The organism is Angustibacter sp. McL0619 (genome assembly GCF_049994355.1).
In the GTDB taxonomy this organism is placed as follows: domain Bacteria; phylum Actinomycetota; class Actinomycetes; order Actinomycetales; family Angustibacteraceae; genus Angustibacter.
In genome coordinates this window covers 247,014-271,752 of record NZ_CP188257.1, presented here as the reverse complement: position 1 = coordinate 271,752, position 24,739 = coordinate 247,014, and the positions used below count along the sequence as shown (strand labels likewise).

Here is a 24,739-nt window from a genome sequence, read left to right as displayed (position 1 = left end):
GGGGGAGAGCAAGGTCAGGCTCGGGCGACCAGCAGCCCTGGCGCGCTCGGGTCGTCCGGCCGGTCCACCCGGACCGTGTCGCCGTCGCGAACCTCGCCGGACAGCAGGGCCCGGGCCAACCGGTCGCCGATCTCCTTGGCCACCAGCCGCCGCAGCGGCCGCGCTCCGTACGACGGGTCGTAGCCGGTCAGCGCCAGCCACTCGCGGGCCGCGTCGCTGACCTGCAGGCTGAGTCGCCGCTCAGCCAGCCGCTGCGCGAGCCGCTCGACCTGCAGGTTCACGATGCGGGACAGCTCGTCCAGCGACAAGGCGTCGAAGATCACCACGTCGTCCAGCCGGTTCAGGAACTCCGGCTTGAACGCTGCGCGCACCGCCGACATCACGGCCTCGTGCCGGGCGTCGTCGTCCAGCGAGGGGTCGACCAGGTAGACCGAGCCGAGGTTCGAGGTCAGCACCAGGATCGTGTTGCGGAAGTCCACCGTGCGGCCCTGCCCGTCGGTGAGGCGGCCGTCGTCCAGCACCTGCAGCAGAATGTCGAAGACGTCCGGGTGCGCCTTCTCGACCTCGTCGAGCAGCACCACCGAGTACGGACGACGGCGCACCGCCTCGGTGAGCTGACCGCCCTCGTCGTAGCCGACGTAGCCGGGCGGCGCGCCGACCAGCCGCGAGACCGAGTGCTTCTCGCTGTACTCGCTCATGTCGACCCGGACCATCGCCCGCTCGTCGTCGAACAGGAAGTCCGCCAGCGCCTTGGCCAGCTCGGTCTTGCCGACGCCGGTCGGGCCGAGGAACAGGAACGAGCCGGTGGGTCGGTCGGGGTCGGAGATGCCTGCGCGAGAACGGCGGACGGCGTCGCTGACTGCCTCGACGGCACGCCGCTGCCCGATCAGCCGACCGCCGAGCACCTCTTCCATCCGCAGCAGCTTCTCGGTCTCGCCCTCGAGCAGCCGGCCGGCCGGAATGCCGGTCCAGGCTGCGACGACGTCCGCGACGTCGTCCGGCCCGACCTGGTCCTTGACCATCGGGTCGGACGCCGGCTCGGTCCCGACACCCGCGTCGCCGGCCTCCGCTGCCTGGGCCTGGGCGAGCTCGCGCTCGATCTCCGGGATCCGCCCGTACAGCAGCGCAGACGCTGCGCCCAGGTCACCCTCACGCTGCAGCCGGTCGGCCTGCGAGCGGACGTCGTCCAGCTGGCTCTTCAGGTCGCCGACCCGGTTGAGGCCGGCCTTCTCGTGCTCCCAGCGTGCGTTGAGCGCGGCCAGTTGCTCGCTGCGGTCGGCGAGGTCCTTGCGCAGCCGCTCGAGCCGCTCCTTGGATGCCGCGTCGTCCTCGCGGGCCAGCGCGAGCTCCTCCATCTTGAGCCGGTCCACGGCCCGGCGGAGCTCGTCGATCTCGACCGGGGACGAGTCGATCTCCATCCGAAGCCGCGACGCCGCCTCGTCGACCAGGTCGATGGCCTTGTCCGGCAGCTGGCGGCCGGAGATGTAGCGGTCGGACAGGCTCGCCGCCGCGACGAGCGCGGAGTCGGCGATGGCGACCTTGTGGTGCGCCTCGTAGCGCTCCTTGAGGCCGCGCAGGATGGCGACGGTGTCGGTGACGCTGGGCTCGCCGACGAAGACCTGCTGGAACCGGCGTTCGAGGGCTGAGTCCTTCTCGATCCGCTCCCGGTACTCGTCCAGGGTGGTGGCGCCGACCAGACGCAGCTCGCCGCGGGCCAGCATCGGCTTGAGCATGTTGCCCGCGTCCATGGCGCCCTCACCGGACGCGCCGGCGCCGACCAGGGTGTGCAGCTCGTCGATGAAGGTGACGATCTGACCGTCCGAGCCCTTGATCTCCTCCAGCACCGCCTTGAGGCGCTCCTCGAACTCGCCGCGGTACTTCGCGCCAGCGACCATCGCACCGAGGTCCAGCGAGATCAACCGCTTGCCGCGCAACGACTCCGGGACGTCGCCGTCGACGATGCGCTGGGCCAGACCCTCGACCACGGCGGTCTTGCCCACGCCGGGCTCACCGATCAGGACAGGGTTGTTCTTGGTGCGGCGGCTGAGCACCTGGACGACGCGACGGATCTCGGCGTCGCGGCCGATCACCGGGTCGAGCTTGCCCTCAGCGGCCATCGAGGTCAGGTCGACGCCGTACTTGGTGAGTGCGTCGTACGTGCTCTCCGGGTCGGGGCTGGTGACCTTGGCCGAGCCGCGGATCTGCGGCAGCGCGTCCAACACGCCGTCGCGGGTGACCCCGGCGGCCTTGAGCGCGGTGCCGAGCGGACCGGCGTTCCGGGTCAGTCCGAGCAGCAGGTGCTCGGTGGAGATGTACTGGTCACCCAGGCTGTCGGCTTCCTCCTTGGCGGCCTCCAGCACAGTCAGCGCACCACGGGACAGGGACGGCGCGCTCACCGTGGCGCCGCTCGCGGACGGCAGGCCGGCGAGAACTCGCTCGACCTCGGCGGACAGCGTCGCCGGGGGCACACCCATCGCCTGAACGAGCGGACGCGTCGTGCCCTCGGCCTGGCCGAGCAGCGCGATGGCCAGGTGCGCGGGCTCGACGTGCGGGTGTCCGGCGGCGGCCGCACGGCGAACGGCCTCGCCGAGCGCCTCCTGGCTGCGGGTGGTGAGCGCAAGGTCCATGCGTGAACTCCTGATGAGGGGGTGATCAGTCTGTCAGGCTCAACGTAGGCAGAGTTGAGTGTGTTCCGCTCAACTCTGGCTGACTCCTTCTACAGGGTGAGAAAGGGACCGGCGCCCTGTGGAGGCGGCCGAGCCTCGTGGCACCGCACACGGCAGGATGGGCGGATGGACATCGACGCGGTGGTGGACGAGCTCTACGGCCTGTCGCCGGGCGCGTTCACCGGGCGGCGCGACGCCATCGCGGCGCAGCTCAAGAAGGAGGGCGACGGGGACCTGGCCAAGCAGGTGCGGGGTCTGCGGCGTCCGACGGCCTCCGCAGCCGTGATGAACAAGCTGGCCCGCGAGCACCCCGAAACGCTCGCCGACTACCTCGAGCTGGGCGAGCAGCTGCGCGAGGCGCAGTCCAACCTCTCCGGTGACGACCTGCGTCGGCTCGGCCAGGAACGGCAGCGGGCAGCCGCGGCCCTGGTCCAGCGGGCGGAGTCCCTGTCCGAAGGACCGGTGAGCGCCGCCGTCCGCGGCGAGCTCGACGCCACCCTGCTCGCCGCGGTCGCCGACCCTGCAGCCGGCCAGGCCGTGGTGTCCGGCGCGCTCACCCGCGCCCTGTCCTACGCCGGGCTCGGCGAGGTCGACGTCACCGCTGCGACGGCCACGCCGCTGTCCGCGCGGCCGAACTCCCTCGAGCCGACCAAGAAGCCGGCTCCGTCGAAGGGGCGCGCGGCAAAGCAGGGGATGGAGGCGCGCCGGGCCGAGGGGGACCGCCGGCTGAGCGAGACGGAGGACGACGTCCGGCGGGCGCAAAAGGCGGTGCAGGCATCGATGCAGGCCGAGCTGGACGCGGACCGTGAGCAGGAACGCGCCCTCCAGGAGGTCGAGCAGCTTCGCGAGGCCCTGACCAAGGCGAGGTTCGCCGTCCGGGCGGCCCAGCAGCAGGTCGCGACCGTGCACGCGGACCGGGTCTCCGCGGAGCGTGCGGTGACCAGCGCCGAGAAGGCGCGCGATCGGGCCCGCAAGCAGCGCGACCTGCTGGGCGAGGACTGAGCCGTGGCCGACCTGGCGAGCCGGCCGCCGACGTCCGAGACCGTGCGCGACGAGGACTGGTACGGGCGCGACCTGGACGGCGAGCGCTTCGAGAACGTGCTGATCCTCGACACCGACCTGACCGAGGTGGTCAACCACGGCGGCATCTTCAACGAGTGCACGTTCCGCGGCGCGCGGTTCAACGTCTCGCAGCACCGCGAGGCCGCGTTCACCAACTGCACCTTCGTGCGCTGCTCGTTCTTCGACGCGACGCTGACCGGCTGCAAGCTCACCGGTTCGGTGTTCGACGGCTGCGACTTCGGTCCGGTGCGGGTGGAGCGCGGCGACTGGTCGTTCGTCGACCTGAGCCGGGCGGACCTGCGGCAGGCGCGGTTCACCGACGTCCGGCTGCGTGAGGCCGAGCTGGTCGGGGTCCGGCTGGACGACGCGGTGCTGTCCGGTTGCGACGCCTCCGGCGCGGCGTGGACGCGGGCCGTGCTGACCGGCTGCGACCTGCGTGGCAGCGACCTGTCGTCGCTGGACCCGTCGACCGTCGAGCTCCGCGGCGCGAAGATCACCATCGACCAAGCGGTCACCTTGGCCGAGGCGCTGGGCCTCGACGTCCGCCCCGACTGACGGACCTGCCGACCCCTGGCGGTCCGCCCGACAGGAGCGGTTGCTCTTTCCGGACTCGACTGAGCACGAGCGCGACAGTCCGCACGCATCCGCTCCTGTCGGCACGACCAGCGTTTAGTCCGGCAGGTGGCGGGCCAGCACCTGCGCGAGGTGCTCGCCGGGTCGCTGCGCGAGATCCTCGAGCTGCGTGCGGCAGGAGAAGCCGTCCGCCAGCAGCAGCGCGCCCCCCGGCAGCTCGCGCACCGCGGGCAGCAGCTGGTTCTCGGCGACTGCGACCGACACCTCGTGGTGCCCGCGCTCGACCCCGAAGTTGCCGGCCAGACCGCAGCACCCGCCGAGCCGCTGGACGTCCGCCCCGGCCGCACGCAGCAGCTCGGCGTCCGGGCTCCAACCCATCACGGCGTGGTGGTGACAGTGCGGCTGGGCGATCCCACGCTCGGCAGACAGGTCCGGCGGCGTCCAGCCGGGAGCGCCGGTCAGCAGCTCCGCCAGCGTCCGGGTCGCCGCAGCAACCTGTTGTGCCGCAGGTAGATCGGCCTCGTCCACGAGCTCGAGCGCGTCAGAGCGCAACACGCCCGTGCAGGATGGTTCCAGCCCGACCACCAGCGCACCCGCCTCGACGTGGGGGCGCAGTGCGGCGACCGTCGCGGACACCTTGCGCCGGGCGGCATCCAGCTGTCCGGTCGAGATCCAGGTCAGGCCGCAGCAGACCGGCTCCGCGGTCACCGTCACCCGGTAGCCGGCGTCCTCCAGCACCGCGACGGCCGCGCGCCCGACGTCCGGCGAGAAGGCGTCGGTGAACGTGTCGACGAACAGCAGCACCTCGGGATGGTCGGCCGCGCCCGTCGGGTGGCCGGCGAACCACCGACGGAAGGTCTGCCCGGCGAACTGCGGCAGGCCACGACGGCGGTCCACCCCGGCGAGCCAGGTGATCAACGGGTGCAGCCACCGCCAGCGCAGACTCGCGTTGGCCACCTTGGCCAGCCCCGGCACCCGGGTGACGAGCCGCGCCCATCGCGGCAGCCAGCCCAGCGCGTAGTGCGCGCGAGGTCGCAGCCGACCGCGGTAGCGCTGGTGGGTCGCCTCGGCCTTGTAGGCAGCCATGTCGATGCCGGTCGGGCAGTCCGACGAGCACCCCTTGCAAGACAGGCAGAGCTCCAGGGCGTCGACCACAGCCGGTGTGCGCCAAGGGTTCGCGCCCAGCTGGCCGGAGACGGCGTCCTGCAGCACCCGAGCCCGACCGCGGGTGGAGTCCTTCTCGTCCCGGGTCGCCAGGAACGAAGGGCACATCACCCCGCCGGTCGCCGTCGTGTCGGCACGGCACTTGCCGACACCCGTGCAGCGGTGCACCGCCATCGACAGGTCGCCGCGATCGTGCCGGTAGGCCAGCGCGAGCGCGTCGCGGTACGGGGGAGCCACCGCCGCCCGGACGTCGGCGTCAAACGGCGCCGGCCGCACGATCACGCCTGGGTTCAGCAGCTCGTCGGGGTCGAACACCGCCTTTACCGCGGCGAACAGCTCGATCGCCGCGGGCGAGTACATCAATGGCAGCAGCTCACCGCGGGCCCGGCCGTCCCCGTGCTCTCCGGACATGGAGCCCCCGTGCGCGGCGGCCAGCCGCCCGGCGTCCAGCAGGAACTCGCGGAAGGTCGCGGTGCCGTCCGGGCGGTCAAAGGGGAAGTCGATCCGGATGTGCAGGCAGCCGTCGCCGAAGTGCCCGTAGGGCAGGCCGGTCAGCCCGTGCCCGGCCAGCAGCTCGTCGAACTCGCGCAGGTAACGGCCCAGCCGCTCGGGCGGGACGGCGGCGTCCTCCCAGCCCGGGTGCGCCGGGTTGCCGTCGGGGGTGCGCCCGGACAGTCCCGCGCCGTCCTCGCGGATCCGCCAGAGCGCAGCCGCGTGCTCGGCCTCGACGACGACCTCGGCCGCCAGCGCACCGGCGTCACGGACCAGCGCCTGCGCGCGAGCCAGCACCTCGCCGTCCTCGCTGCCGGCCAGCTCGACCAGCAACCAGCCCTCGCCGCGCGGCAGGCGGGGCACGGCCGACGGACCGCGCCGCGCGCGCACGACCTCGACGATCCGGGCGTCCATGCCCTCGCAGGCGACCGGGCCGTGCGGCAGCACCGCCGTGACCGCGTCGGCGGCCTCGGCCATCGACGGGTAGCCCAGGACGACGAGCCGGCGCACCGGTTCGTCGCGCACCAGCCGAACAGTGGCCCCCAGGGTGAGCGCGAGCGTGCCCTCGCTGCCCACGAGTGCGCGGGCCACGTCGAAGCCGTTCTCCGGCAGCAGGTGCTCGAGCGAGTAGCCGGACACCTGGCGGCCGAACCGGCCGAGCTCGGTGCGGACCAGGGCCAGGTTCGACCCGATCAGCTCGCGTACGGCGTCCAGCTCGGGCGCGGAGGTGGTGCCGCCGGCGCCCAGCCGAAGCTGCGAACCCCTGCCGGTCAGCACATCCAGCCCGAGGACGTTGTCGCTGGTCCGGCCATAGCCCAGCGCTCGTGAGCCGCAGGCGTTGTTGCCGATCATGCCGCCGAGCGTCGCGCGGTTGTGCGTCGACGGGTCGGGCCCGAAGCGCAGCCCGTGCGGCGCCGCGGCGGCCTGCAGCGAGGCCTGCACGACGCCCGGTTCGACGTACGCGGTGCCGGCCTCGGGGTCGATCTCGCGGATCTGGCGCAGGTGCCGCGATACGTCGACGACGACGCCCGGGCCGACCGCGTTGCCGGCGATCGACGTCCCGGCGCCGCGCATGGTCAGCGGCACACCGAGGGCGCGGCAGACCTCGGCGGTGGCCAGCACCTCGTCCACGTGCTGGGGGACGACCACCGCCTGGGGCTCGACGCGGTAGAGCGAGGCGTCCGAGGCGTACAGCGAGCGGCGCAGGAGGCTGTCGTCGACGTCCGCCAGCCCGGCGGCACGCAGGGCCTCGACCAGGTCGCTCACTCGCGAAACTCTAGGTGGTCCGCTCCCTGCCTCGACTCGTGACACGTTTTCGGTGCCTCAACACCCGGTGAGAGCCCGAAAGCTCGTCACAAGTGACGGAAGGGCCCGGGGTGGCGGGGCCGGGGAGCCTCGGGCAGGCTCGCCAGCATGGGCAATGAGACGGTGTTCACGTACGCCGCGCCGAGGCTGAAGTTCGGCCTGGGCGCCAGCGACGAGGTGGGCGCGGACCTCGCGGAACTCGGCGTCACCCGGGTGCTGCTGGTCACCGACCCGGGGGTGGCCGCCACCGGCGCCCCGGCACGCATCGCCGCCTCGGTCCGCCGCGCCGGGCTCGAGGTGCAGGTCTACGACCAGGCGCATGTCGAGCCGACCGACCAGAGCATGAACGCTGCCGTCGACGCCGCCCGCGCACTCGGGCGCTTCGACGGCATCCTGGCGGTCGGCGGCGGGTCCAGCATCGACACCGCCAAGGCGGTCAATCTGATGCTCAGCTCCCCGGGCGAGCTGATGGACTACGTGAACGCCCCGATCGGCGGTGGCCAGGCTCCGCCCGGCGAGCTGCTGCCGATGGTCGCAGTGCCGACCACCACCGGGACGGGCGCCGAGTCCACCACGGTCTGCGTGCTGGACGTGCTGTCCCGCAAGGTGAAGACGGGCATCAGCCACGCCCGGCTGCGGCCCACCTTGGCGGTGATCGACCCCGAGCTGACGTTCAGCCAACCGAGCCAGGTCACTGCGAGCGCCGGCATGGACATCCTGTGCCATGCGCTGGAGAGCTACACCGCGCGACCGTTCGACGAGTTCGAGCGCAAGCGCCCCGAGCAGCGGGTGCCGTACTGCGGCGCGAACCCGATCGCCGACATGTGGTCGGAGCGGGCGATGTCGTTGCTGGCCGGGGCCTTTCGCCGAGCCGTGCAGGACGGCGAGGACCGGACGGCGCGCACCGACATGGCGCTGGCGGCGACGTTCGCCGGGCTGGGCTTCGGCAACGCCGGCGTGCACATCCCGCACGCCAACGCCTACCCGGTGGCCGGCCGGGTGCACGCCTTCCACGCCGACGGCTACCCCGGTGAGGGACCGCTGGTGCCGCACGGCATGGCGGTCGCGATGACCGCGCCCGAGGCGTTCCGCTTCACCTTCGCGTCCGCCCCGGACCGGCATCTGCGGGCCGCCGAACTGCTCGCCCCGGACGAGCGACCTGGCGACGAACCGGAGGCGCACCTGCCGAACGTGCTCGCACGGCTGATGCGCGACGTAGACCTGCCGTCCGGCCTGGCCGAGCTCGGCTTCGGGTCCGCCGATGTCGACGACCTGGTCGAGGGCGCGCTGGCTCAGCCGCGGCTGCTCTCGATCAGCCCTCGAGAGCCCAGCCCGGACGACCTGGCAGGCATCATCAGCCGGTCGATGCACCACTGGTGATCGCGGCCGCAGCCGCCCGCACGACGTCCGGGACCGGCACCGGACGACGGGTGGTGGGGTCGACGTATACGTGCACGAAGCGACCGACCGCGCACGGCGAAGGCTCGCCGTCCCGGAACACCGCGAGCGCGTAGGTGATGCTGCTGTGCCCGAGCCGTGCGACCCGCAGTCCGACCGCGAGCGGGTCCGGAAAGCCGACCGGCGACAGGTACCGGCAGGACGTCTCGGCCACGATCCCGATGGCCGGCAGGTCCCGCACGTCGGCGCCGACCTGCTCCATCAGCCAGCCGTTCACCGCGGTGTCGAACCACGAGTAGTAGACGACGTTGTTGGCGTGCCCGTACTGGTCGTTGTCGGCCCACCTTGTCGGCATCGCACGCCAGACCGGGAAGTCCGCACGCGCGGGCAGCTCCTCGGGTCGGGTCGGCTGGGGCATGGCGACACCTTCCCACGGGGAGCACACTGGGGGCGTGCACGATCGGGCCACCGCGCCGGAGGCCGTCGACCGAGCCTTCGCATCCGCGCCGCGCACCGGGTTCTTGCCCAGGGCGCAGCAGCCGCACGCCCACGAGGACCAGCCGTTGGAGATCGGCTACGGGCAGACGTCGTCGCAACCGTCCACCGTGCGACGCATGCTGCGGCTGCTGGACGTCGCGCCCGGCCACCGGGTGCTGGACGTCGGTTCCGGCTCAGGCTGGACGACGGCGCTGCTCGGCTACCTGGTCGGGCCGGTCGGCGAGGTGGTCGGGGTCGAGCTCGAGCCGGACCTCGCCCTGTGGGGCGCGTCCAACCTCGCCGCCCACCAGCTGCCCTGGACGCGGATCCAGCGGGCCGAGCCGGGTCGGCTGGGCTGGCCGGTGGGCGCGCCGTTCGACCGGGTGCTGGTGTCCGCCGCCGCGAACGCGATCCCGGACGAGCTCGTCGACCAGCTCACCCCGGACGGCGTGATGGTCTGCCCGGTGGCGGGCCGGATGGCCCGGATCTGCTGTGCCCCGGACGGCAACGAGGTGCACTGGTACGGCAACTACCGCTTCGTGCCGCTGCGCTGACCCGACCACACCGCCAACCGAGAAGGAGCCCGCATGCTCACCGCCGTCACCGGCAGCACCGGAACCATCGGTGGACGCGTCGCTCGGACCCTTGCCGCGCAGGGCGTTTCGCTGCGCCTGGTCGGCCGCGACCCGAGCCGCTTCCCGGACCTGCCGGGCGCCGAGGCGGGCTCGCCCGCCGAGTACGCGGACGCGGAGGCGATGAACGCAGCGCTGCACGGCTGCGACACGCTGTTCCTGGTCTCCGGTCGCGAGTCCCGCAACCGGGTGGCGGAGCACCTCACGGCCGTGGACGCCGCGGTGCGCGGTGGGGTGCAGCGCATCGTCTACCTGTCGTTCCTCGGTGCCGCCCCGGACTGCACGTTCACCTTCGGTCGCGACCACTGGCACACCGAGCAGCACATCATCGGCACCGGGGTGCGCCACACGTTCCTGCGGGACAGCCTGTACGCCGACTTCATGCTGCCGATGGTCGGCGCGGACGACGCGATCCGAGGCCCGGCTGCTGACGGGCGGGTCAGTGTGGTGGCGCAGGACGACGTCGCGGACGTCGCGGTCGCCGTGCTGTCCGACGAGTCAGCAGCGCACGACGGAGTCGCCTACGCGGTGACCGGGCCGCAGGCGCTCACGCTGACCGAGGTGGCGGCAACGGTCAGCGAAGTGACCGGGCGCGACGTCCGCTTCGAGAACGAGACGGTCGAGCAGGCATACGCGTCCCGGGCGCACTACGGGGCGCCGCAGTTCGAGGTGGACGGCTGGGTGACCTCGTACCTGGCCATCGCGACCGGTGAGATCGGGGCCGTGAGCGACGACGTCGAGCGGCTCACCGGCCATCCCGCCCGAAGTCTGGAAGACGTGCTGCACGCCCAGGTCGGTCGCTGACCTTCCGGTCCGCCGGTCACCACGCCGCCGGCTGCGGTTCCCCTTCGACGGGTTCGGACGCGAACAGGTTGAGCCCCAGGCGTTCCGAGAGGTACTTCGTGACGAGCTGCCCCCGCACGCTGTTGCCCGCCGAGTCCAGCGGCGGTGAGAACGTGGCCAACCCGCCCTTGCCGGGGGAGACGGTGACGATGCCGCCGCTGACCCCGCTCTTGCCGGGCACGCCGATCTCGTACAGCCAGTCGCCGGACAGCTCATACAGCCCGGCGGTGGCCATCACGGCGAGCACCCGGCGGCAGACCCCTTGCGCCACCACCCGCTCACCGGTGAGCGGGTTCACGCCGCCGTCCGCCAGCGTGGCCGCCATCACCGCAAGGTCGTGCACGGTCACCCCCAGCGAGCACTGCCGGGTGTACACGTCGGTGGCGTCGTCCGCGTCGAAGTAGAGCCGGCCGTAGCTCTCCAGCAGGTGCGCGATGCCCTGGTTGCGCATGTTCGACGCCGCCTCGGACTCGTAGACGGCCTGGATCAGGGACAGCTCCCGGCCGGCGAAGCGCGAGAGCCCCTCGCGGACCCGCTCGAACTTCTGCTCCGCCGTGGCGCCGGGCACGAGGCTGGTCGTCGCGATCGCCCCGGCGTTGACCAGCGGGTTCATCGTGCGGTCGACGTTCAGCTCGACCGCCATCAGCGAGTCGAAGGGCAGGCCCGTGCTGTTGACGCCGAGCCGCTGGCGTGCGGACTCGTAGCCCACCTGCGCGCAGACGAGCGCGAAGACGAACGGCTTGGACACGCTCTGGATCGAGAAGACCGTGTCGATGTCGCCGATCTCGAAGGACCCGCCACGGGCCCCGACGACGCTGATTCCGAACAGGTCCGGCGACGCCTGCGCCAAGGCCGGGATGTAGTCGGCGACAACCCCGTCCGTGTTGGTCCGGTAGCGCTCGTAGGCCTGCGTCACGACGGCCTGGACGTCGTCCGGCCGAGGGAGCTCACCGGTGGACACCAGCGGCGGGCTGGTCACCTCGTCGAAGGGAAGGCTCTCGTGCATCGACAGCTTGGTCATGCTGCATTCGAGCAGCCCTACGGGTGCGGGCGCCAGACCACGAGGGCAGAGGTCAGGCCGAACGCCGACCGGTCGGGACGCCGTCCGGGGCGCACCGAGACGACGTCACCGGTCGGCCCGGCGGCGAACACCCGCCGGCTCAGGCCGGCCGCGTCGTGCGCGGCGTCGAGCTCCGCGGTCAGCTCGGCGACCCGTGCGCGCAGCGCGGCGACCTGGTGCTCGAGCTCGAGGATCGCCTTGATCCCGGCCAGGCTGACGCCGTCGTCCTGGGACAGCCGCTGCACCTGGCGCAGCGTGGCGACGTCGCGGGCCGAGTAGCGCCGGCCGCGGCCACGCGTGCGGTCCGGCGAGACCAGGCCGAGCCGGTCGTACTGGCGCAGCGTCTGCGGGTGCATGCCCGCCATCTGGGCCGCCACCGAGATCACGAACACCGGGGTGGTGTCGCCGAGGTCGAGCTCGACCCGCGCCTGCCGGCCCGCACCCTCGCTCACGTCAGGCTCCGGTCCCGCCGGCGCGCACCTTGGCCATCAGGTCGGCCCGCGGGTCTTCTGCCGCGGTCGCCCCGGCATAGGCCTCGACCGCAGCCCGGGCGTCGTCGGTGAGCCGTTGCGGCACCGCGACCTGCACGGTCACCCGCAGGTCGCCCGGAGTGCCCGACCGCTGCACCCCGCGGCCCTTGACCCGCAGCGTGCGACCGGACGGCGTGCCGGCCGGCACCTTGACCCGAACCGTCGAGACGGCGCCGTCCTGGCCCATCGTGGGCACGTCGATCTGGGCGCCCAGCGCGGCCTCGGCGAAGGTCACCGGCACGGTCACCGTCAGGTCGTCGCCCTGGCGGCCGAAGACCGGGTCGGCCGAGACCGACACCTGGATCAGCAGGTCGCCCGCCGGCGCGCCCGGGTCACCGTCGGAACCCTTGCCGCGCAACCGGATCGTCTGACCGTCCTTGACGCCGGCCGGGATCCGCGCGGTTACCGTGCGGCCCTGCGGCGTGCCCAGGGTGACGGTCGAACCGATCACCGCGTCCCGGAACGGCAGCGTCGTCGTCGCCTTGACGTCCGCACCCCGCCGGGGCCCGCGGGTGCCGAAGCCGCTGAAGCTGCGCCCGCCGCGGCCCCCCGGGGCACCGCCCATGCCCGGGCCGGCACCCATGCCGCGAAGCAGCTCCTCGAGGTCGATGCCACTGCTGTCGAAGCTCGCGCGCTGGCCGGTCGGGCCGGCGCCGCCGAACAGGCCGCCCAGCAGGTCCTCGAAGCCCGGGCCGCCTGCGCCGCCCGGTGCGAACCGGGCGCCGCCGTGCGACATCGTGCGGATGGCGTCGTACTGCTGGCGCTGCTCGGGGTCGGAGAGCACCGAGTAGGCCTCGCCAATCTCCTTGAAGCGGGTGTCGTCACCGTCGTTGGCGTCCGGGTGGTACTGGCGAGCCAGCTTGCGGTACGCCTTCTTGATCGCCGCGGCGTCGGCGTCCTTGGCGACACCGAGCGTGGCGTAGAAGTCCTTCTCGAACCAGTCCTGACCGCCTGCCACGGTGCCCTCCTCTCGTGCTGGACGCTGTCGGGTCGTACGTCGAACCTATTCGGTTGCGGCCGAAGGATCCTGCGGATCGGCGACGGCCACTCGTGCGGCCCGCAGCACCCGCTCGCCGGCCCGGTACCCCGGCTGGAGGACCTGGACGACGGTGGTGACCTCGGTGCCGGCCGCGAGCTCGGCCTGCACGTGCATCAGCGCCTCGTGCACCGCCGGGTCGAACGCCTCGCCGACCTCGCCGAACCGCTCCAGCCCCGCGCGGGACAGGATGGCCTCGATCTTGTCGGCCACCGACGCGAACGGCCCGCTCTCCAGGTCGCCGTGCTGGCGAGCCAGGTGCAGGTCGTCCATCACCGGCAGCAGCGACTCCAGGATCGACGCGACGGCCAGGTCGCGCGCGACGTCCCGGTCCCGCTCGACGCGCCTGCGATAGTTCACGTACTCGGCCTGCAGCCGCTGCAGGTCGGCCAGCCGCTCGACGGCCAGGTCGACTGCCGGACCGGCTGGGTCGGCGTCCGGGTCGACGTCCAGGGTCGGTCCGGAGGCCTTGTCCTCCAAGCCCAGCTCGACCTCGGTCTCGTTGGCCATCTCGCCGCTGACCTGCGGCTGGGGGTGCTCCGACGCTGCCGCATCCGACCCACCGGTGTCACGGACGCGACCGGTCTGCGGGTCGATCCGCCGCTTGTCGCGGACGACGGGAGGCTCGCTCCCGTCGTCCGCGAACGGCCGACCGCCCAGGGGGCCGTCGGTCATGCCTTGGCCTGTCCGTCCGCGGACTCGTCGTCCACGACCTCGTCGTCCACGACCTCGGCGTCGACCACGTCGTCGTCCGCGGCGGGCTCGCCCGCGGGGCCGGCGTCGCCGGTCGGAGCCTCGGCGGCCGAAGCCTGCTCGGCCGCGTACATTGCCTGGCCGATCGCCTGGCTGGCCGTGGCGAGCGCCTCGGTCTTGGCCTTGATGTCGTCGGTGGACGCGTTGGACGCCAGGGCGTCCTTGAGATCGGTGACGGCCTTCTCGACGTCCCCCTTCGGCTCAGCGGGGATCTTGTCGTCGTTGTCCTTGACGAACTTCTCGGTCGACCAGACGAGCTGCTCGGCCTGGTTGCGGGCCTCGGCCTCCTCGCGGCGCTGCTTGTCCTCGCTGGCGTGCGCCTCGGCGTCCTTGATCATCCGCTCGATCTCTTCCTTCGGCAGCGCGCTCCCGCCGGAGATCGTCATCGACTGCTCCTTGCCGGTGCCGCGGTCCTTGGCGGACACGTGCACGATGCCGTTGGCGTCGATGTCGAAGGTGACCTCGATCTGCGGCATGCCGCGCGGCGCCGGGGCGATCCCGGTCAGGTCGAAGGTGCCCAGCGGCTTGTTGTCGCGGGTCATCTCGCGCTCGCCTTGGAAGACCTGGATGGTCACGGACGGCTGGTTGTCGGCCGCCGTGGTGAACACCTCGCTGCGCTTGGTCGGGATGGCCGTGTTGCGCTCGATGAGCTTGGTCATCAGACCGCCCTGGGTCTCGATGCCCAGCGACAGCGGGGTGACGTCGATCAACAGGACGTCCTTGCGCTCGCCCTTCAGGACCCCGGCCTGCAGGGCGGCGCCGACGGCGACGACCTCGTCCGGGTTGACGCCCTTGTTGGGCTCCTGGCCGCCGGTCAGCTCCTTGACCAGCGCGCTGACCGCGGGCATCCGGGTCGAGCCGCCGACCAGCACGATGTGGTCGATCTCCTTCAGCTCGATGCCGGCGTCGGCGATCACCTGGTGGAACGGCGCCTTGGTGCGCTCGAGCAGGTCGGAGGTCATCTGCTCGAACTGCGAGCGGGTGAGCTGCTCGTCCAGGTGGATCGGGCCGTTCTCGGTCATCGAGAGGTACTGCAGCGACAGGTTGGTGGCGGTGGAGCTGGACAGCTCCTTCTTCGCCTGCTCGGCCGCCTCACGCAGGCGCTGCATGGCGATCTTGTCCTTGCCCAGGTCGATGCCGTAGCCCATCTTCACCTGCTGGAGCAGGTGGTCAACGATGCGCTGGTCCCAGTCGTCGCCACCGAGGTCGTTGTGGCCGCTGGTGGAGCGCACCTGGATGGTGGAGAAGTCGTCCTCGTCCTTGCCCACCTCGAGCAGGGAGACGTCGAACGTGCCGCCGCCGAGGTCGAAGACGAGGATGAGCTCGTCCTCCTTGCCCTTCTCCAGCCCGTAGGCGAGGGCGGCGGCGGTCGGCTCGTTGATGATGCGCAGGACGTTCAAGCCGGCGATCTCCCCGGCCTCCTTGGTGGCCTGGCGCTCGGAGTCGTTGAAGTACGCCGGGACGGTGATGACCGCGTCGGTCACGTCCTCGCCGAGGTAGCTCTCGGCGTCCCGCTTCAGCTTGCCGAGGATGCGGGCGCTGATCTCCTGCGGGGTGTAGTTCTTGCCGTCGATCTCGACGTGCCAGTCCTTGCCCATGTGGCGCTTGACGGACCGGATCGTGCGGTCGACGTTGGTGACGGCCTGGCGCTTGGCGATCTCGCCGACCAGCACCTCACCGTTCTTGGCGAACGCGACGACGGACGGCGTGGTGCGGCCACCCTCGGCGTTCGCGATGACGGTGGGCTCGCCGCCCTCCAGGACGGACACGACGGAGTTCGTCGTGCCCAGGTCGATGCCGACCGCTCGTGCCATCAGTGCTCTCCTCGTGGATCTGGGGCGCGGCTGACTGCCGCGGGCCACCTTGAGTCTGCTTGGCTCAAGTCTGCGCCGGTCTGGATTCGACTGTCAAATCCGTGCGGCCAAACTTGAGCACACTTGACTCAACCCGTGGTTTGAGACGAGCATTCCCGCAGGTCAGGCAGGACAGGGGACGGCGCACAGCGCACGCCGGGCGCCGACCAGCCCGAGGACGGCGACCGCCACTGCGGCGGCGGTGATCAGCCGGAAGGCCGCGCGGTCCGGACCCGCTACAGCCAGCACCGCACCCGCCAGCGCGAAGAAGACGGCGCCGGACATCCCTGAGGCCATCTGGGCGCCCGCGTTGTTGCGGCCCTGGCTCGCGTCGTCCGAGACCGCCAGGGTGAGCACGGACAGCGTGGACGTCGTCATGCCGATCCCCAGCCCGGCGACCGCCCAGCCGGCCAGTCCGAGGACGACGGGCAGGTCGGTCCAGACCAGCAGCGCGCTGACCGCGAGTCCGCCTGCGAGCGCCGCGAAACCGGTGTGCAGCACCAGGCCGGGGCGAGCGGCCAGCCTGCTCTGCAGGGCGGAACCCAACGACCACATCACGCCCGTGATGCTGAGGCTGATCCCGGCGGCGGCCGGGCCGAGGTGATGCAGCGTCGCCAGCATCAGCGGCAGGAAGCCACCGATCCCCATGAACGCCGCCGTGACCGCGGACCGCAGCGCCACCACGCCACCGATGCCGCAGGCGGCACGCAGCGTCCCGCGCGGCAGCAGTCGGCGGGCGCTGACTGCCAGCGCCGCGGTCGCCACCAGCACCGCGACGACCGCCAGCCGGGGAGCGGACGAGGCCTGCTCCCCGGCCACGTTGAGCGCCACCAGCGCCGCCGCGGCGAGCAGCGCCCACGGCAGCACGACTCGCAACGGGACGTCGTCGCCGGCCGTGGCGCCCGCGGAGGCGGGTCCCGCGGGACTGCTCGCCAGCCGCAGCGCTGGGCGCAGCACCAACCAGACGGGCGGCAGCACCACGACGGCGCCGAGGAACACCCAGCGCCAGCCGAACGCGACGGTGACCAGCCCGACGACCATCGGGCCGAGCACCGACGGCAGGATCCAGGCGCCGGCGAACAGCGCCATCATCTGCGGGCGGAACCTCTCGTCGAGGGCGCGTGCGACCAGCACGATCACGCCGACGTCCAGCAGACCTTCGGCGAAGCCGCTGAGCAGCCGGCCGGCGACCACGACAGGCAGGGTCGGCGCCAGGCCGACGAGCAGCTGCGCCGCGGCGAATGTCAGCACCCCGGCACGCAACGTCGGCGAAGGCCCGCTGCGATCGGACCACCAACCCGCCGCGGCGAGCGCGACAAGGTACGTGGCCAGCGGGGCGGCGCTGACCAGCCCGAACGCCTGGACCTCGTGCAGCTCGCCCAGCACGGTGGGCAGAACCGTTGCGACCGCGCGGTTCTCCAGCGCGCCGAGGGTGACCAGCGCGAGCGCGCCGACCACCAGCGGAAGTCGGGACCGGGAGAGCAGCCGCTCGTCGGCGGGGACGGGGGCCGCGGCCGGCGCGAGGGAGGAGCTCATAGCGACGATGGTGCAACTTCAAGTCGACGTGAAGTCAAACGGGCCGGCCGCGGACGCGTCGTACCGACAGGACTGATCGAGGATGTTGCGACGGGCGCGTGCTCAGGCGAGTCCGCGAGACGCATCCGCTCCTGTCGGGCGGACGATGATGGTCGGCGTCGGGTGCTCGCGTGGGGCGTCGGCTGGGGCGTCGGCTGGGGCGTCAGCTGGCGAGCCTGACCGGACCCAGCCCGACCAGCACGGCGTCGTCCAGCCGGGTGCGCAGCCGCGAACCCAGCGGGTTGCGCTGCGAGCGGGTCGAGCCGATGCCGTCCAGGATGCGGCGCAGCGGCAGGCCCTGCGAGGCCACGTCGGCGACGAGCTCGCGGAAGCCCAGCAGCTGCGCGGACGCGGCCAGGTGGGCGGCCAGCGCACGCCCGACCCCGCGTTGCTGCCAGTCGTCGCGGACCAGCAGCCCGAGCTGCAAGGTGGTGGCCGGCTCGGACTCGCCTTTGGCGTCCAGACCGGCCCGGGTGGCCGAGGCGAGCGCGACCGCACCGCCGTCCGGGGCGAAAGCGGCCACCACGAGCGGACGGTGCAGCAGCTTGCTCAGCGTCGTGAGCGAGGGCGCCCGTCCGCCCTTGAGGTAGCGCTGCAGCAGGGTCGGCGCCGAGCAGCGTCCGTGCAGCAGCGCCACCGCCGCCAGGTCACCCGGCAGCGTGCCGCGGACCACGACGGCGCCGGCGCAGGTCGGCACCGACCATGGTCGGCGGGCCAGCGACAGGGCGGCTCGGGAGTCGGAGCGGGTCAGCTGCGGCGCGACGGTCATCTGCGTCCTCCGGGTAGGTCCGGTTCGGGACCGCCCCCTGGCCCGTAGTGTCGCACCCCAACCTGCCTTGCGCGCGTTGCGAGGAGGTTTCGCGGTCGTCACCGATGGATGTCGATGGCTGTCGCGGCGCTCAGCCCTTGCCCGAGCCGCCCGAACCCCCGGATCCGCCGCCGCCGTCGTCCCCGCCACCACCACCGCTGCCGGAACGCGGGTCGCTGGTGAACTCGGGCGTGCCACCGGAGCACTCGGCGCGAACCCGGGTGCCTCGAGCCGGGCTGGTGAACTCCACCTCGACGCGCTGCGGCCCGGTGTCCTTGACGCTGACGGTGTAGCCGCTGGTGGGCTGGGCGTAGCGCAGCCGCGCCGTCGGTCCGGTGCACCGCACACCCACCGAGCCTCCGGTGACCTGCACGCTGCGATCCACCGAGACCTGCGCGGGCCGGGTGGGCGTCCCGCCAGGTGTCTTCGAGCCGCTCGAGGTCTGCCCGCCGGCCCCGTTGGCGGGCCGGCTCGAGGACGTCGGGCCGGGCGTCGGCTCGCTGGTGGTCGTCACGCCCGGTGCCGCCGTCGACGACCCACCGTCGTCCACCGAGAGGCCGACCGACGGCCCGGCGAGCACCTCCCGCCCCGCCCGCTCGATGGCGAACCAGGCCAGCGACGACGCGAGGGCGACCACGGCCACCCAGGCCGCGACCATCGCTGCCACTCGACGCCCGCTCACGGCACCAGCCTCGCACCCGACGGCGCCGAGCCGTGGCGACGGCCCCGAACGGATACCGTGCGCAGGTGGCGACGATCCTGGTGGTCGAGGACGACGCGGGCATCCGGTCCGCCCTGGTGCGCAGCCTCGGCGAGCGCGGCCACGCCGTCGCGAGCGCCGCGCGCGGCATGGACGGGCTGCAGCAGGCCGTGGACGACCGACCCGACGTCGTGCTGCTCGACCTGGGACTGCCCGACGTGGACGGGCTGCAGGTGCTGGCCATGCTGCGTGCGGTCAGCGACGTGCCGGTCATCGTGATCACCGCGCGCGACGACGACGCGGACGTCATCCGGGCCCTGGACGGCGGGGCGGACGACTACGTCGCCAAGCCGTTCGGGGTCGACCAGGTCGAGGCGCGGCTGCGCGCGGTGCTGCGCCGCTCGGGCGCCGCACCGGTCACCGAGGCGCTGGTCGTCGGCGGCCTGACGATCGACGCACGCACCCGACAGGTGAGCCTGGACGGCAGGCCGATCGAGCTGTCCCGCAAAGAGTTCGACGTCCTGGCGCTGCTCGCCAGCCGGTCCGGCGAGGTGGTCAGCAAGCGCGAACTGCTGGCCGAGGTGTGGCGCCAGGCCTACGGTGGCGGCGACCGCACCGTGGACGTCCACTTGTCGTGGCTGCGTCGCAAGCTGGGCGAGAGCGCCGCCGAGCCGCGCTACCTGCACAGCGTGCGCGGGGTGGGCGTGGCGCTGCGGCCACCGCAGGACCTCTGATGCGACGGCAGATCGCGTGGCTGGTCGTGGCCACCACGTCAGCGGTCGTGCTGGCATTCCTGATCCCCCTCGGGTTGCTGGTGCGCACGCTGTCCGAGGACCGCGCGCTGGCGAGCGCCAACCAGGAGGCGCAGTCCGTCGCGGCGCTGGTCGCCACCGTCGACGACCCGGACCAGCTCGCCCAGCTCGTCGCGCTGAACGACCAGCGGTCGCCGCTGACCACGTCGGTGCTGCAGCCGGACGGCACGGTGGTCGGCGTCGCCGAGCCGACGCAGCCCGCGGCCGACCTCGCGCGAGCCCGCGACGGCCAGGCCTTCACAGCACGCGCGGGTGGTGGCGCGCAGGTGCTCGTCCCGGTGGTGACGGCCGACGGCACCGCCGTGGTGCGCACCGCAGTCAGCGGCGCCGAGCTGCACCACGGACTGGCCGCCGCGTGGGCGAGCCTGGTCGGGCTCGGTGCCGTCCTGCTGCTCGCTTCGCTGCTGGTCGCCCGACGGCTCGGACGGCGGGTCAGCGCGCCGGTCACCGACCTGGCCGAGGTCGCGCACCGACTGCGGGACGGCGCGCTGGACACCCGCGCGGCCGTCTCGGGACCGCCGGAGGTCGCCGAGCTCGGACACGCCCTGAACCGGTTGGCGGACCGGATCGGCGAGCTGCTGGTGCTGGAGCGCGAGGCGGTGGCAGACCTGTCGCACCGGCTGCGCACCCCGGTCACCGCGCTGCGACTGGACGTGGACGGGGTGCCGGACGAGGCCTCGGCGGCCCGGCTGCGCGACCACGTCGACCAGCTGCAGCGCACTGTGGACGCCATCGTCCGCGATGCTCGGCGTCCGGTGCTCGGCACGATCGACTCGCGCTGCGACGCGGCCACCGTGGTCAGCGAGCGGATCGCGTTCTGGTCCGCGCTGGCCGAAGAGCAGGGTCGCTCGGTGAAGCTGGACGTCGCGCTGCGGCCGATGCCGGCCGCGGTCGACGCCGGCGAGCTCGCGGACGTCGTGGACGTGCTCGTCGACAACGTGTTCGCGCACACCCCCGAAGGGGCCGGCTTCGACGTCCGGCTCGATCGGGCCGATGGGCTCGTCCGGCTGCAGGTGCGCGACCAGGGCCCGGGCGTGCCGGACGACTCGGTCGTGCAACGCGGGGCGAGCGGTGCCGGATCGAGCGGGCTGGGCCTGGACATCGCCCGGCGGGTCGCCGAGTCGGCAGGTGGATCGCTGGTACTGCAACCGGCACGCGGCGGCGGAGCGAACGTCGTGGTGACGTTCGCCCCGCCGGCGGGCTGACTCAGGCCGCACGTTCAGTCGTCGCTGCCGTGGCCGCCGCTGTCGCCGCCGTGGTCGTCGCCAGCGTCGTGGCCGCTGCCGTCGTGGCCGCTGCCGCTGTGGCCGCTACCGCTGCGGCCGCTGCTGTCGTCGCCACCGCGGTCGCCGCCGCGGTCGTCACCGTGGTCGTCACCGGCGTCGTGACCGGCCGGGTCGTCCGCACCGTGACCGCCGGCGTCGTCACCGTGGTCGTCACCGGCGTCGTGACCGGCCGGGTCGTCCGCGCCGTCGGCGCCGCGACCCTGTCCCCGGCGGTGGTGGTGCACGGCCTCGGTGGCACCGGTGTGCGTCGGTGACGCCGTGGCGGTGGGTGATCCGGTGGGCGAGTCGGACGGCGAGGCCGACGGGCTCGCGGTGGACGAGGACGCCGAGCTGGTGGGCGTTGCGGCGGAGGAAGAGGCGATGCCGTAGGCCAGACCGCTGACCGCCAGAGTGGCGGAAGCGGCGACGACGGCGCCGAGGCGGGGACGGATCATGAGGAACTCCTTGCTCGTTGGACCTGGACGAGCACACATTCGCGTGGGCTGCGCTATGCGCGCCCCCAGCGAGCCTCAAGTCCAGGTCAAGACAGCAGCAGCTGCCAGGTGCCCGCCGCGACGCCGGCCGCGATCGCCACGCTGACCAGCAGCAGCGCACCGGCCACCACCACGGCGTCGAGCCAGCCCAGTCGGCTCTCCCGGGCCCAGGTGCGCGGCTGCCCGGTGCCGAACCCACGCGACTCCATCGTGGTGGCCAGCACGGTCGCTCGCCGGATCGCCAGCACCAGCAGCGCGAAGACCTTGCCGAACGCGGACCGCGCCGCGCTGACCGGGCCGTCCCCACCGAGGCCACGGGCCCTGCGGGCCAACGACATCGAGCGCCAGTCCGCCGCCATCACACCGAACAGCCGGGTTGCCGCGAGCGCCGCCAGCGTCACCCGCGAAGGCAGCCGCAGCACCTGGGCCAGACCGTCTGCCAGGTCGGTCGGGTCGGTCGTCGACAGCAGGATGATCCCGGGCAGCCCGATCGCCAGGATCCGCAGGCTGATCGCCACGCCTGAGGCCAGCGACCCCTGCGTGATGCTGATCGGGCCGAGATCGACCAGGGTCGCCCCGGAGTCCACCCCGAACAGCACCGCGGCGAGCCCCGCCGGGACGGCGCCCAGCAGAACGATCGCAGAACGGCGCACCAACGCCGCGAACGTCAGCCCGGCCAACGGCAGGACCAGCAGCTCCAACGCCAGCGCGGTGCCGGCGGTGACGACGTCCACACTGAGCAGCAGGCCGAACGCGATCACCGTGGACGCCGCCAGCTTGGCCACCGGGTTGGCGCGGGCCAGAGGGGCGGTGGCGTCGAAGTGGCTGCGCTGCAACGAGATAGCGGTCACGCGGACACCGCCTGAGACGGGGCCAGCGGCCCGGGCAGCTCGTGCACCTCGTCCGCCAAGGCGCGCACCAGCGCCTCGTCGTGGGTCACCGCGAGCACCCCGGTGCCGTCGTCCAGCAGCTCGCGCAGCAGGTCCACGAGCTCAGCCCAGGTCCGCGAGTCCTGACCGAACGTCGGCTCGTCGAGCACGAGCATCGACGGGCCGGTGGCCAGGGCCGTGGCCACCGACAGCCGGCGCTGCTCGCCGCCGCTGAGCGTGAAGGGGTTGGCCTGCGCCAGGTGCGCGAGGTGCAGTCGGGTGAGCAGCTCGTCCACCCGGCCCTCGACCTGCGCGGCGGACCGGCGAGCCCGGCGGGGACCGACGGCCAGCTCCTCGCGCACGGTGGCGGCGACGAACTGGTGCTGGGGCTCCTGGAAGACCGTGCCGATCCGGGTGACCAGGTCCCGGGCGCGCCAGCGGTGCGGCGGTCCGGACAGCCCACGCGCCAGGGCCGCCGTCGCGGTGAGCGCACCGGCGCTGGGCCGGGCGAGACCGGCCATCACGTGCGCGAGGGTGGTCTTGCCCGCTCCGTTGGGGCCGACCAGCGCGGTGGCCCGCCCGGCGCGCAGGTCCAGGTCGACGTCCCGGACGACGACGTCCGCCCCCGCAGGCGCGGCGGCCAGTCCGCGGCCGGACAGCAGCGTCGTCCCGTCCAGCCGCGGGTCCCGCGGTCGGCGGGGACGACGCCCGGCGCCGGTACCCGGCAGGTATCGCTCGGGCACCCAGACCCCCTGTGCGGCAAGCGATGCACCGTGCCGGCCCAGCACGTCCTGCGGTGTACCGTCGGCGGCCAGCCCGCCGCCGGGAGCGAGCACCACGACCCGGTCCACGACGTCCAGCCACTGCTCGACGCGGTGCTCGACGATCACGCAGGTGGCGCCGGTGCGGGCCAGCACGTCGCGCACGGTCTCCCTCAGCAGCTGCGCACCCTGGGGGTCGAGCATCGCGGTGGGTTCGTCCAGCAGGAGCAGGCCCGGACGCATGGCCAGCACCCCGGCGAGCGCGAGCCGTTGCCGCTCGCCGCCGGACAGGTCGGACGTCGGGTGCTGGCGACCGTAGCGGAAGCCCACCGAGCGCAGAGCCTCGTCCACCCGCGGCCAGATCCGCTCGCGCGCAACGCCGAGGTTCTCCAGCCCGAAGGCGACGTCGTCGCCACAGCGCGCCAGCACGGTCTGGGCGTCCGGGTCCTGCAGGAGCAGCCCGGCCCGCGCCGAGCCGGACAGCCGCGCAGCCGCCGCGGGGACGCCGTCCAGGGTGAGCTGGCCGGTCGACTCGCCGCCGTTGTCGTGTTCGGCCACGCCGTCCGGGCCGCGCGGTCCGGGCTCGCCGAGCAGCCCCGCGCAGCCCGCGAGCAGGGTGGACTTGCCGGCCCCGCTCGCGCCGAGCAGCAGCACCCTCTCGCCGGGAGCGACGTCCAGGTCGAGGTCGCGCACCGCCCAGGCCAGCCGGCCGGCGTGCCGCCACCCCCAGCCGTGGGCCCGCAGGCCCACGGCCGGAGCGGTCCGGTCAGTCACCGGCTCAGACACGCCTGGCCGAGCGCCCGGAGGCGAGTGGCGCCAGGGCACCGGTGCGGGCCAGCCCCCGGGTGATCGCCCACGAGCCGATCCCGGCCAGCACCGCGCCAGAGACCACCAGGCAGACCACGTAGCCGAGCTTCCAGCCCGCGCTCTGGGTCGCGTAGGAGAGCACGAGGTCGACCGGCGCGATGATCAGGCCGGCGACGGCGCCGGACAGCATCGCGGTGGGCAGCCCGAAGCGCTTGTACAGGAACAGCGCGAACACGATCTCGGCGCCGAGCCCCTCCAGCAGGCCGTACCAGACGACCGTGAAGCCCCACTGGCTGCCGATCAGGCCCTCGACCACGGCGGCGATGACCTCGACCAGGATCGCCGCACCCGGGCGGCGCACGACCATCCCGCCCAGCACACCAGGCAGCAGCCAGGCACCGCCCAGCAGGGCGATGGCGGGCGTGGCGCCGAGCGGGCCGGAGATGGCGGCGTAGTTGGCGTTCCAGACGGCGAACAGGAGGCCGCCGGCGACGCCGAGGACTCCGGCCACGACCAGGTCGACCACACGCCAAGGCGCCCGCGCGCTGGCCAGCGAGAAGCCGAGCCAGCCGGCGAGCAGGGCCACGATCAGCCCAGTCGGCAGCGACAGGTCGGACAACGGGGTGCCGAACAGGATGACGTCGGCCGGTAGCCCGACCAGGTAGATCGCGAGGCCGAACGCCAGCCCGACGCCCGTGACGGCCAAGGCCACCCGCGGTGGTGCGCTCGGCGTCCGCTTGCCGGTCGGCAGTTCGACGATCTTCGATGGTGCAGTCATTCGAGAAGTCCCTCCTTGTATGGAGG

The 24,739-nt window shown here is 73.1% G+C and carries 22 protein-coding genes; 8 read left to right on the top strand and 14 right to left on the bottom strand.

Annotated features, from left to right (window positions below; genetic code table 11):
- Positions 1-14 precede the first annotated feature (14 nt).
- Positions 15-2,627, bottom strand: coding sequence for an ATP-dependent chaperone ClpB (gene clpB, locus ACPPVT_RS01345; protein ID WP_426564737.1), 2,613 nt, complete (start codon positions 2,625-2,627; stop codon positions 15-17).
- A gap of 165 nt (positions 2,628-2,792) precedes the next feature.
- Between clpB and ACPPVT_RS01340 the strand changes: the two genes are divergently transcribed.
- Together ACPPVT_RS01340 and ACPPVT_RS01335 are read left to right on the top strand one after the other, a co-directional pair.
- The gene (locus tag ACPPVT_RS01340; protein WP_426564736.1) at positions 2,793-3,668 is read left to right on the top strand and encodes a hypothetical protein; all 876 of its coding nucleotides are present in this window, start codon (positions 2,793-2,795) and stop codon (positions 3,666-3,668) included.
- 3 nt (positions 3,669-3,671) lie between these two features.
- On the top strand, positions 3,672-4,283 hold the full coding sequence (locus ACPPVT_RS01335; protein WP_426564734.1) for a pentapeptide repeat-containing protein: 612 nt from the start codon (positions 3,672-3,674) through the stop codon (positions 4,281-4,283).
- Positions 4,284-4,397: 114 nt separating this feature from the next.
- Here the strand turns inward: ACPPVT_RS01335 and ACPPVT_RS01330 are convergent, their stop codons facing one another.
- Complete coding sequence (locus tag ACPPVT_RS01330) at positions 4,398-7,223, bottom strand: FAD-binding and (Fe-S)-binding domain-containing protein (protein ID WP_426564732.1); 2,826 nt, start codon at positions 7,221-7,223, stop codon at positions 4,398-4,400.
- A 147-nt stretch (positions 7,224-7,370) separates the two neighbouring features.
- Between ACPPVT_RS01330 and ACPPVT_RS01325 the strand changes: the two genes are divergently transcribed.
- Positions 7,371-8,642, top strand: coding sequence for a hydroxyacid-oxoacid transhydrogenase (locus ACPPVT_RS01325; protein ID WP_426564730.1), 1,272 nt, complete (start codon positions 7,371-7,373; stop codon positions 8,640-8,642).
- Here the strand turns inward: ACPPVT_RS01325 and ACPPVT_RS01320 are convergent.
- Positions 8,617-9,078, bottom strand: a complete 462-nt coding sequence (locus ACPPVT_RS01320; protein ID WP_426564728.1) for an acyl-CoA thioesterase — start codon at positions 9,076-9,078, stop codon at positions 8,617-8,619. The two genes, ACPPVT_RS01325 and ACPPVT_RS01320, sit on opposite strands and share 26 nt — an antisense overlap.
- Positions 9,079-9,112: 34 nt before the next feature.
- Here ACPPVT_RS01320 and ACPPVT_RS01315 point away from each other — a divergent pair, with 34 nt between their 5' ends.
- The gene (locus tag ACPPVT_RS01315; protein ID WP_426564726.1) at positions 9,113-9,691 is read left to right on the top strand and encodes a protein-L-isoaspartate O-methyltransferase family protein; all 579 of its coding nucleotides are present in this window, start codon (positions 9,113-9,115) and stop codon (positions 9,689-9,691) included.
- Between the two features lie 33 nt (positions 9,692-9,724).
- The gene (locus ACPPVT_RS01310; RefSeq protein ID WP_426564724.1) at positions 9,725-10,573 is read left to right on the top strand and encodes an NmrA family NAD(P)-binding protein; all 849 of its coding nucleotides are present in this window, start codon (positions 9,725-9,727) and stop codon (positions 10,571-10,573) included.
- A 16-nt stretch (positions 10,574-10,589) separates the two neighbouring features.
- On the opposite strand, the gene glsA is transcribed toward ACPPVT_RS01310, so the two are convergent.
- The 8 genes from glsA to ACPPVT_RS01270 form a co-directional block, all read right to left on the bottom strand.
- On the bottom strand, positions 10,590-11,633 hold the full coding sequence (glsA, locus tag ACPPVT_RS01305) for a glutaminase A (RefSeq protein ID WP_426564722.1): 1,044 nt from the start codon (positions 11,631-11,633) through the stop codon (positions 10,590-10,592).
- 17 nt (positions 11,634-11,650) lie between these two features.
- Positions 11,651-12,037, bottom strand: a complete 387-nt coding sequence (locus tag ACPPVT_RS01300; protein WP_426567023.1) for a heat shock protein transcriptional repressor HspR — start codon at positions 12,035-12,037, stop codon at positions 11,651-11,653.
- 88 nt (positions 12,038-12,125) lie between these two features.
- Positions 12,126-13,160, bottom strand: a complete 1,035-nt coding sequence (locus ACPPVT_RS01295; protein ID WP_426564720.1) for a DnaJ C-terminal domain-containing protein — start codon at positions 13,158-13,160, stop codon at positions 12,126-12,128.
- Positions 13,161-13,205: 45 nt separating this feature from the next.
- On the bottom strand, positions 13,206-13,913 hold the full coding sequence (gene grpE / locus ACPPVT_RS01290; protein WP_426564718.1) for a nucleotide exchange factor GrpE: 708 nt from the start codon (positions 13,911-13,913) through the stop codon (positions 13,206-13,208).
- The gene (gene dnaK, locus ACPPVT_RS01285) at positions 13,910-15,805 is read right to left on the bottom strand and encodes a molecular chaperone DnaK (RefSeq protein ID WP_426564716.1); all 1,896 of its coding nucleotides are present in this window, start codon (positions 15,803-15,805) and stop codon (positions 13,910-13,912) included. Before dnaK ends, grpE begins: the two co-directional genes overlap by 4 nt.
- Positions 15,806-15,967: 162 nt before the next feature.
- Positions 15,968-17,380 (bottom strand): MFS transporter, encoded by a 1,413-nt coding sequence (locus ACPPVT_RS01280; RefSeq protein WP_426564714.1) that lies wholly within the window; start codon positions 17,378-17,380, stop codon positions 15,968-15,970.
- 202 nt (positions 17,381-17,582) lie between these two features.
- A complete protein-coding gene (locus tag ACPPVT_RS01275) occupies positions 17,583-18,188 on the bottom strand; it encodes a hypothetical protein (protein WP_426564712.1) in 606 nt (201 codons plus the stop codon).
- 130 nt (positions 18,189-18,318) lie between these two features.
- A complete protein-coding gene (locus ACPPVT_RS01270) occupies positions 18,319-18,909 on the bottom strand; it encodes a hypothetical protein (protein ID WP_426564710.1) in 591 nt (196 codons plus the stop codon).
- Positions 18,910-18,974: 65 nt separating this feature from the next.
- On the opposite strand from ACPPVT_RS01270, the gene ACPPVT_RS01265 reads away from it, so the two are divergent.
- Genes ACPPVT_RS01265 through ACPPVT_RS01255 form a run of 3 tightly spaced genes read left to right on the top strand, consistent with a single transcriptional unit; the run spans position 18,975 to position 21,279 of the window.
- A complete protein-coding gene (locus ACPPVT_RS01265) occupies positions 18,975-19,661 on the top strand; it encodes a response regulator transcription factor (RefSeq protein WP_426564708.1) in 687 nt (228 codons plus the stop codon).
- The gene (locus ACPPVT_RS01260) at positions 19,661-20,944 is read left to right on the top strand and encodes an ATP-binding protein (protein ID WP_426564705.1); all 1,284 of its coding nucleotides are present in this window, start codon (positions 19,661-19,663) and stop codon (positions 20,942-20,944) included. Before ACPPVT_RS01265 ends, ACPPVT_RS01260 begins: the two co-directional genes overlap by 1 nt.
- A gap of 29 nt (positions 20,945-20,973) precedes the next feature.
- Entirely contained in the window at positions 20,974-21,279 is a 306-nt protein-coding gene (locus ACPPVT_RS01255; RefSeq protein ID WP_426564703.1) for a hypothetical protein, read from the top strand.
- A gap of 266 nt (positions 21,280-21,545) precedes the next feature.
- Here ACPPVT_RS01255 and ACPPVT_RS01250 read toward each other — a convergent pair whose 3' ends face one another.
- From ACPPVT_RS01250 to ACPPVT_RS01240, 3 genes are read right to left on the bottom strand one after another with little or no spacing between them, the layout of a single operon-like run.
- On the bottom strand, positions 21,546-22,349 hold the full coding sequence (locus tag ACPPVT_RS01250; protein WP_426564701.1) for an energy-coupling factor transporter transmembrane component T family protein: 804 nt from the start codon (positions 22,347-22,349) through the stop codon (positions 21,546-21,548).
- Positions 22,346-23,902: an ABC transporter ATP-binding protein gene (locus tag ACPPVT_RS01245; RefSeq protein WP_426564699.1), complete on the bottom strand. Its 1,557-nt coding sequence runs from the start codon at positions 23,900-23,902 to the stop codon at positions 22,346-22,348. Before ACPPVT_RS01245 ends, ACPPVT_RS01250 begins: the two co-directional genes overlap by 4 nt.
- Positions 23,903-23,906: 4 nt before the next feature.
- Positions 23,907-24,713, bottom strand: a complete 807-nt coding sequence (locus tag ACPPVT_RS01240) for an ECF transporter S component (RefSeq protein ID WP_426564697.1) — start codon at positions 24,711-24,713, stop codon at positions 23,907-23,909.
- Between the last annotated feature and the right edge of the window lie 26 nt (positions 24,714-24,739).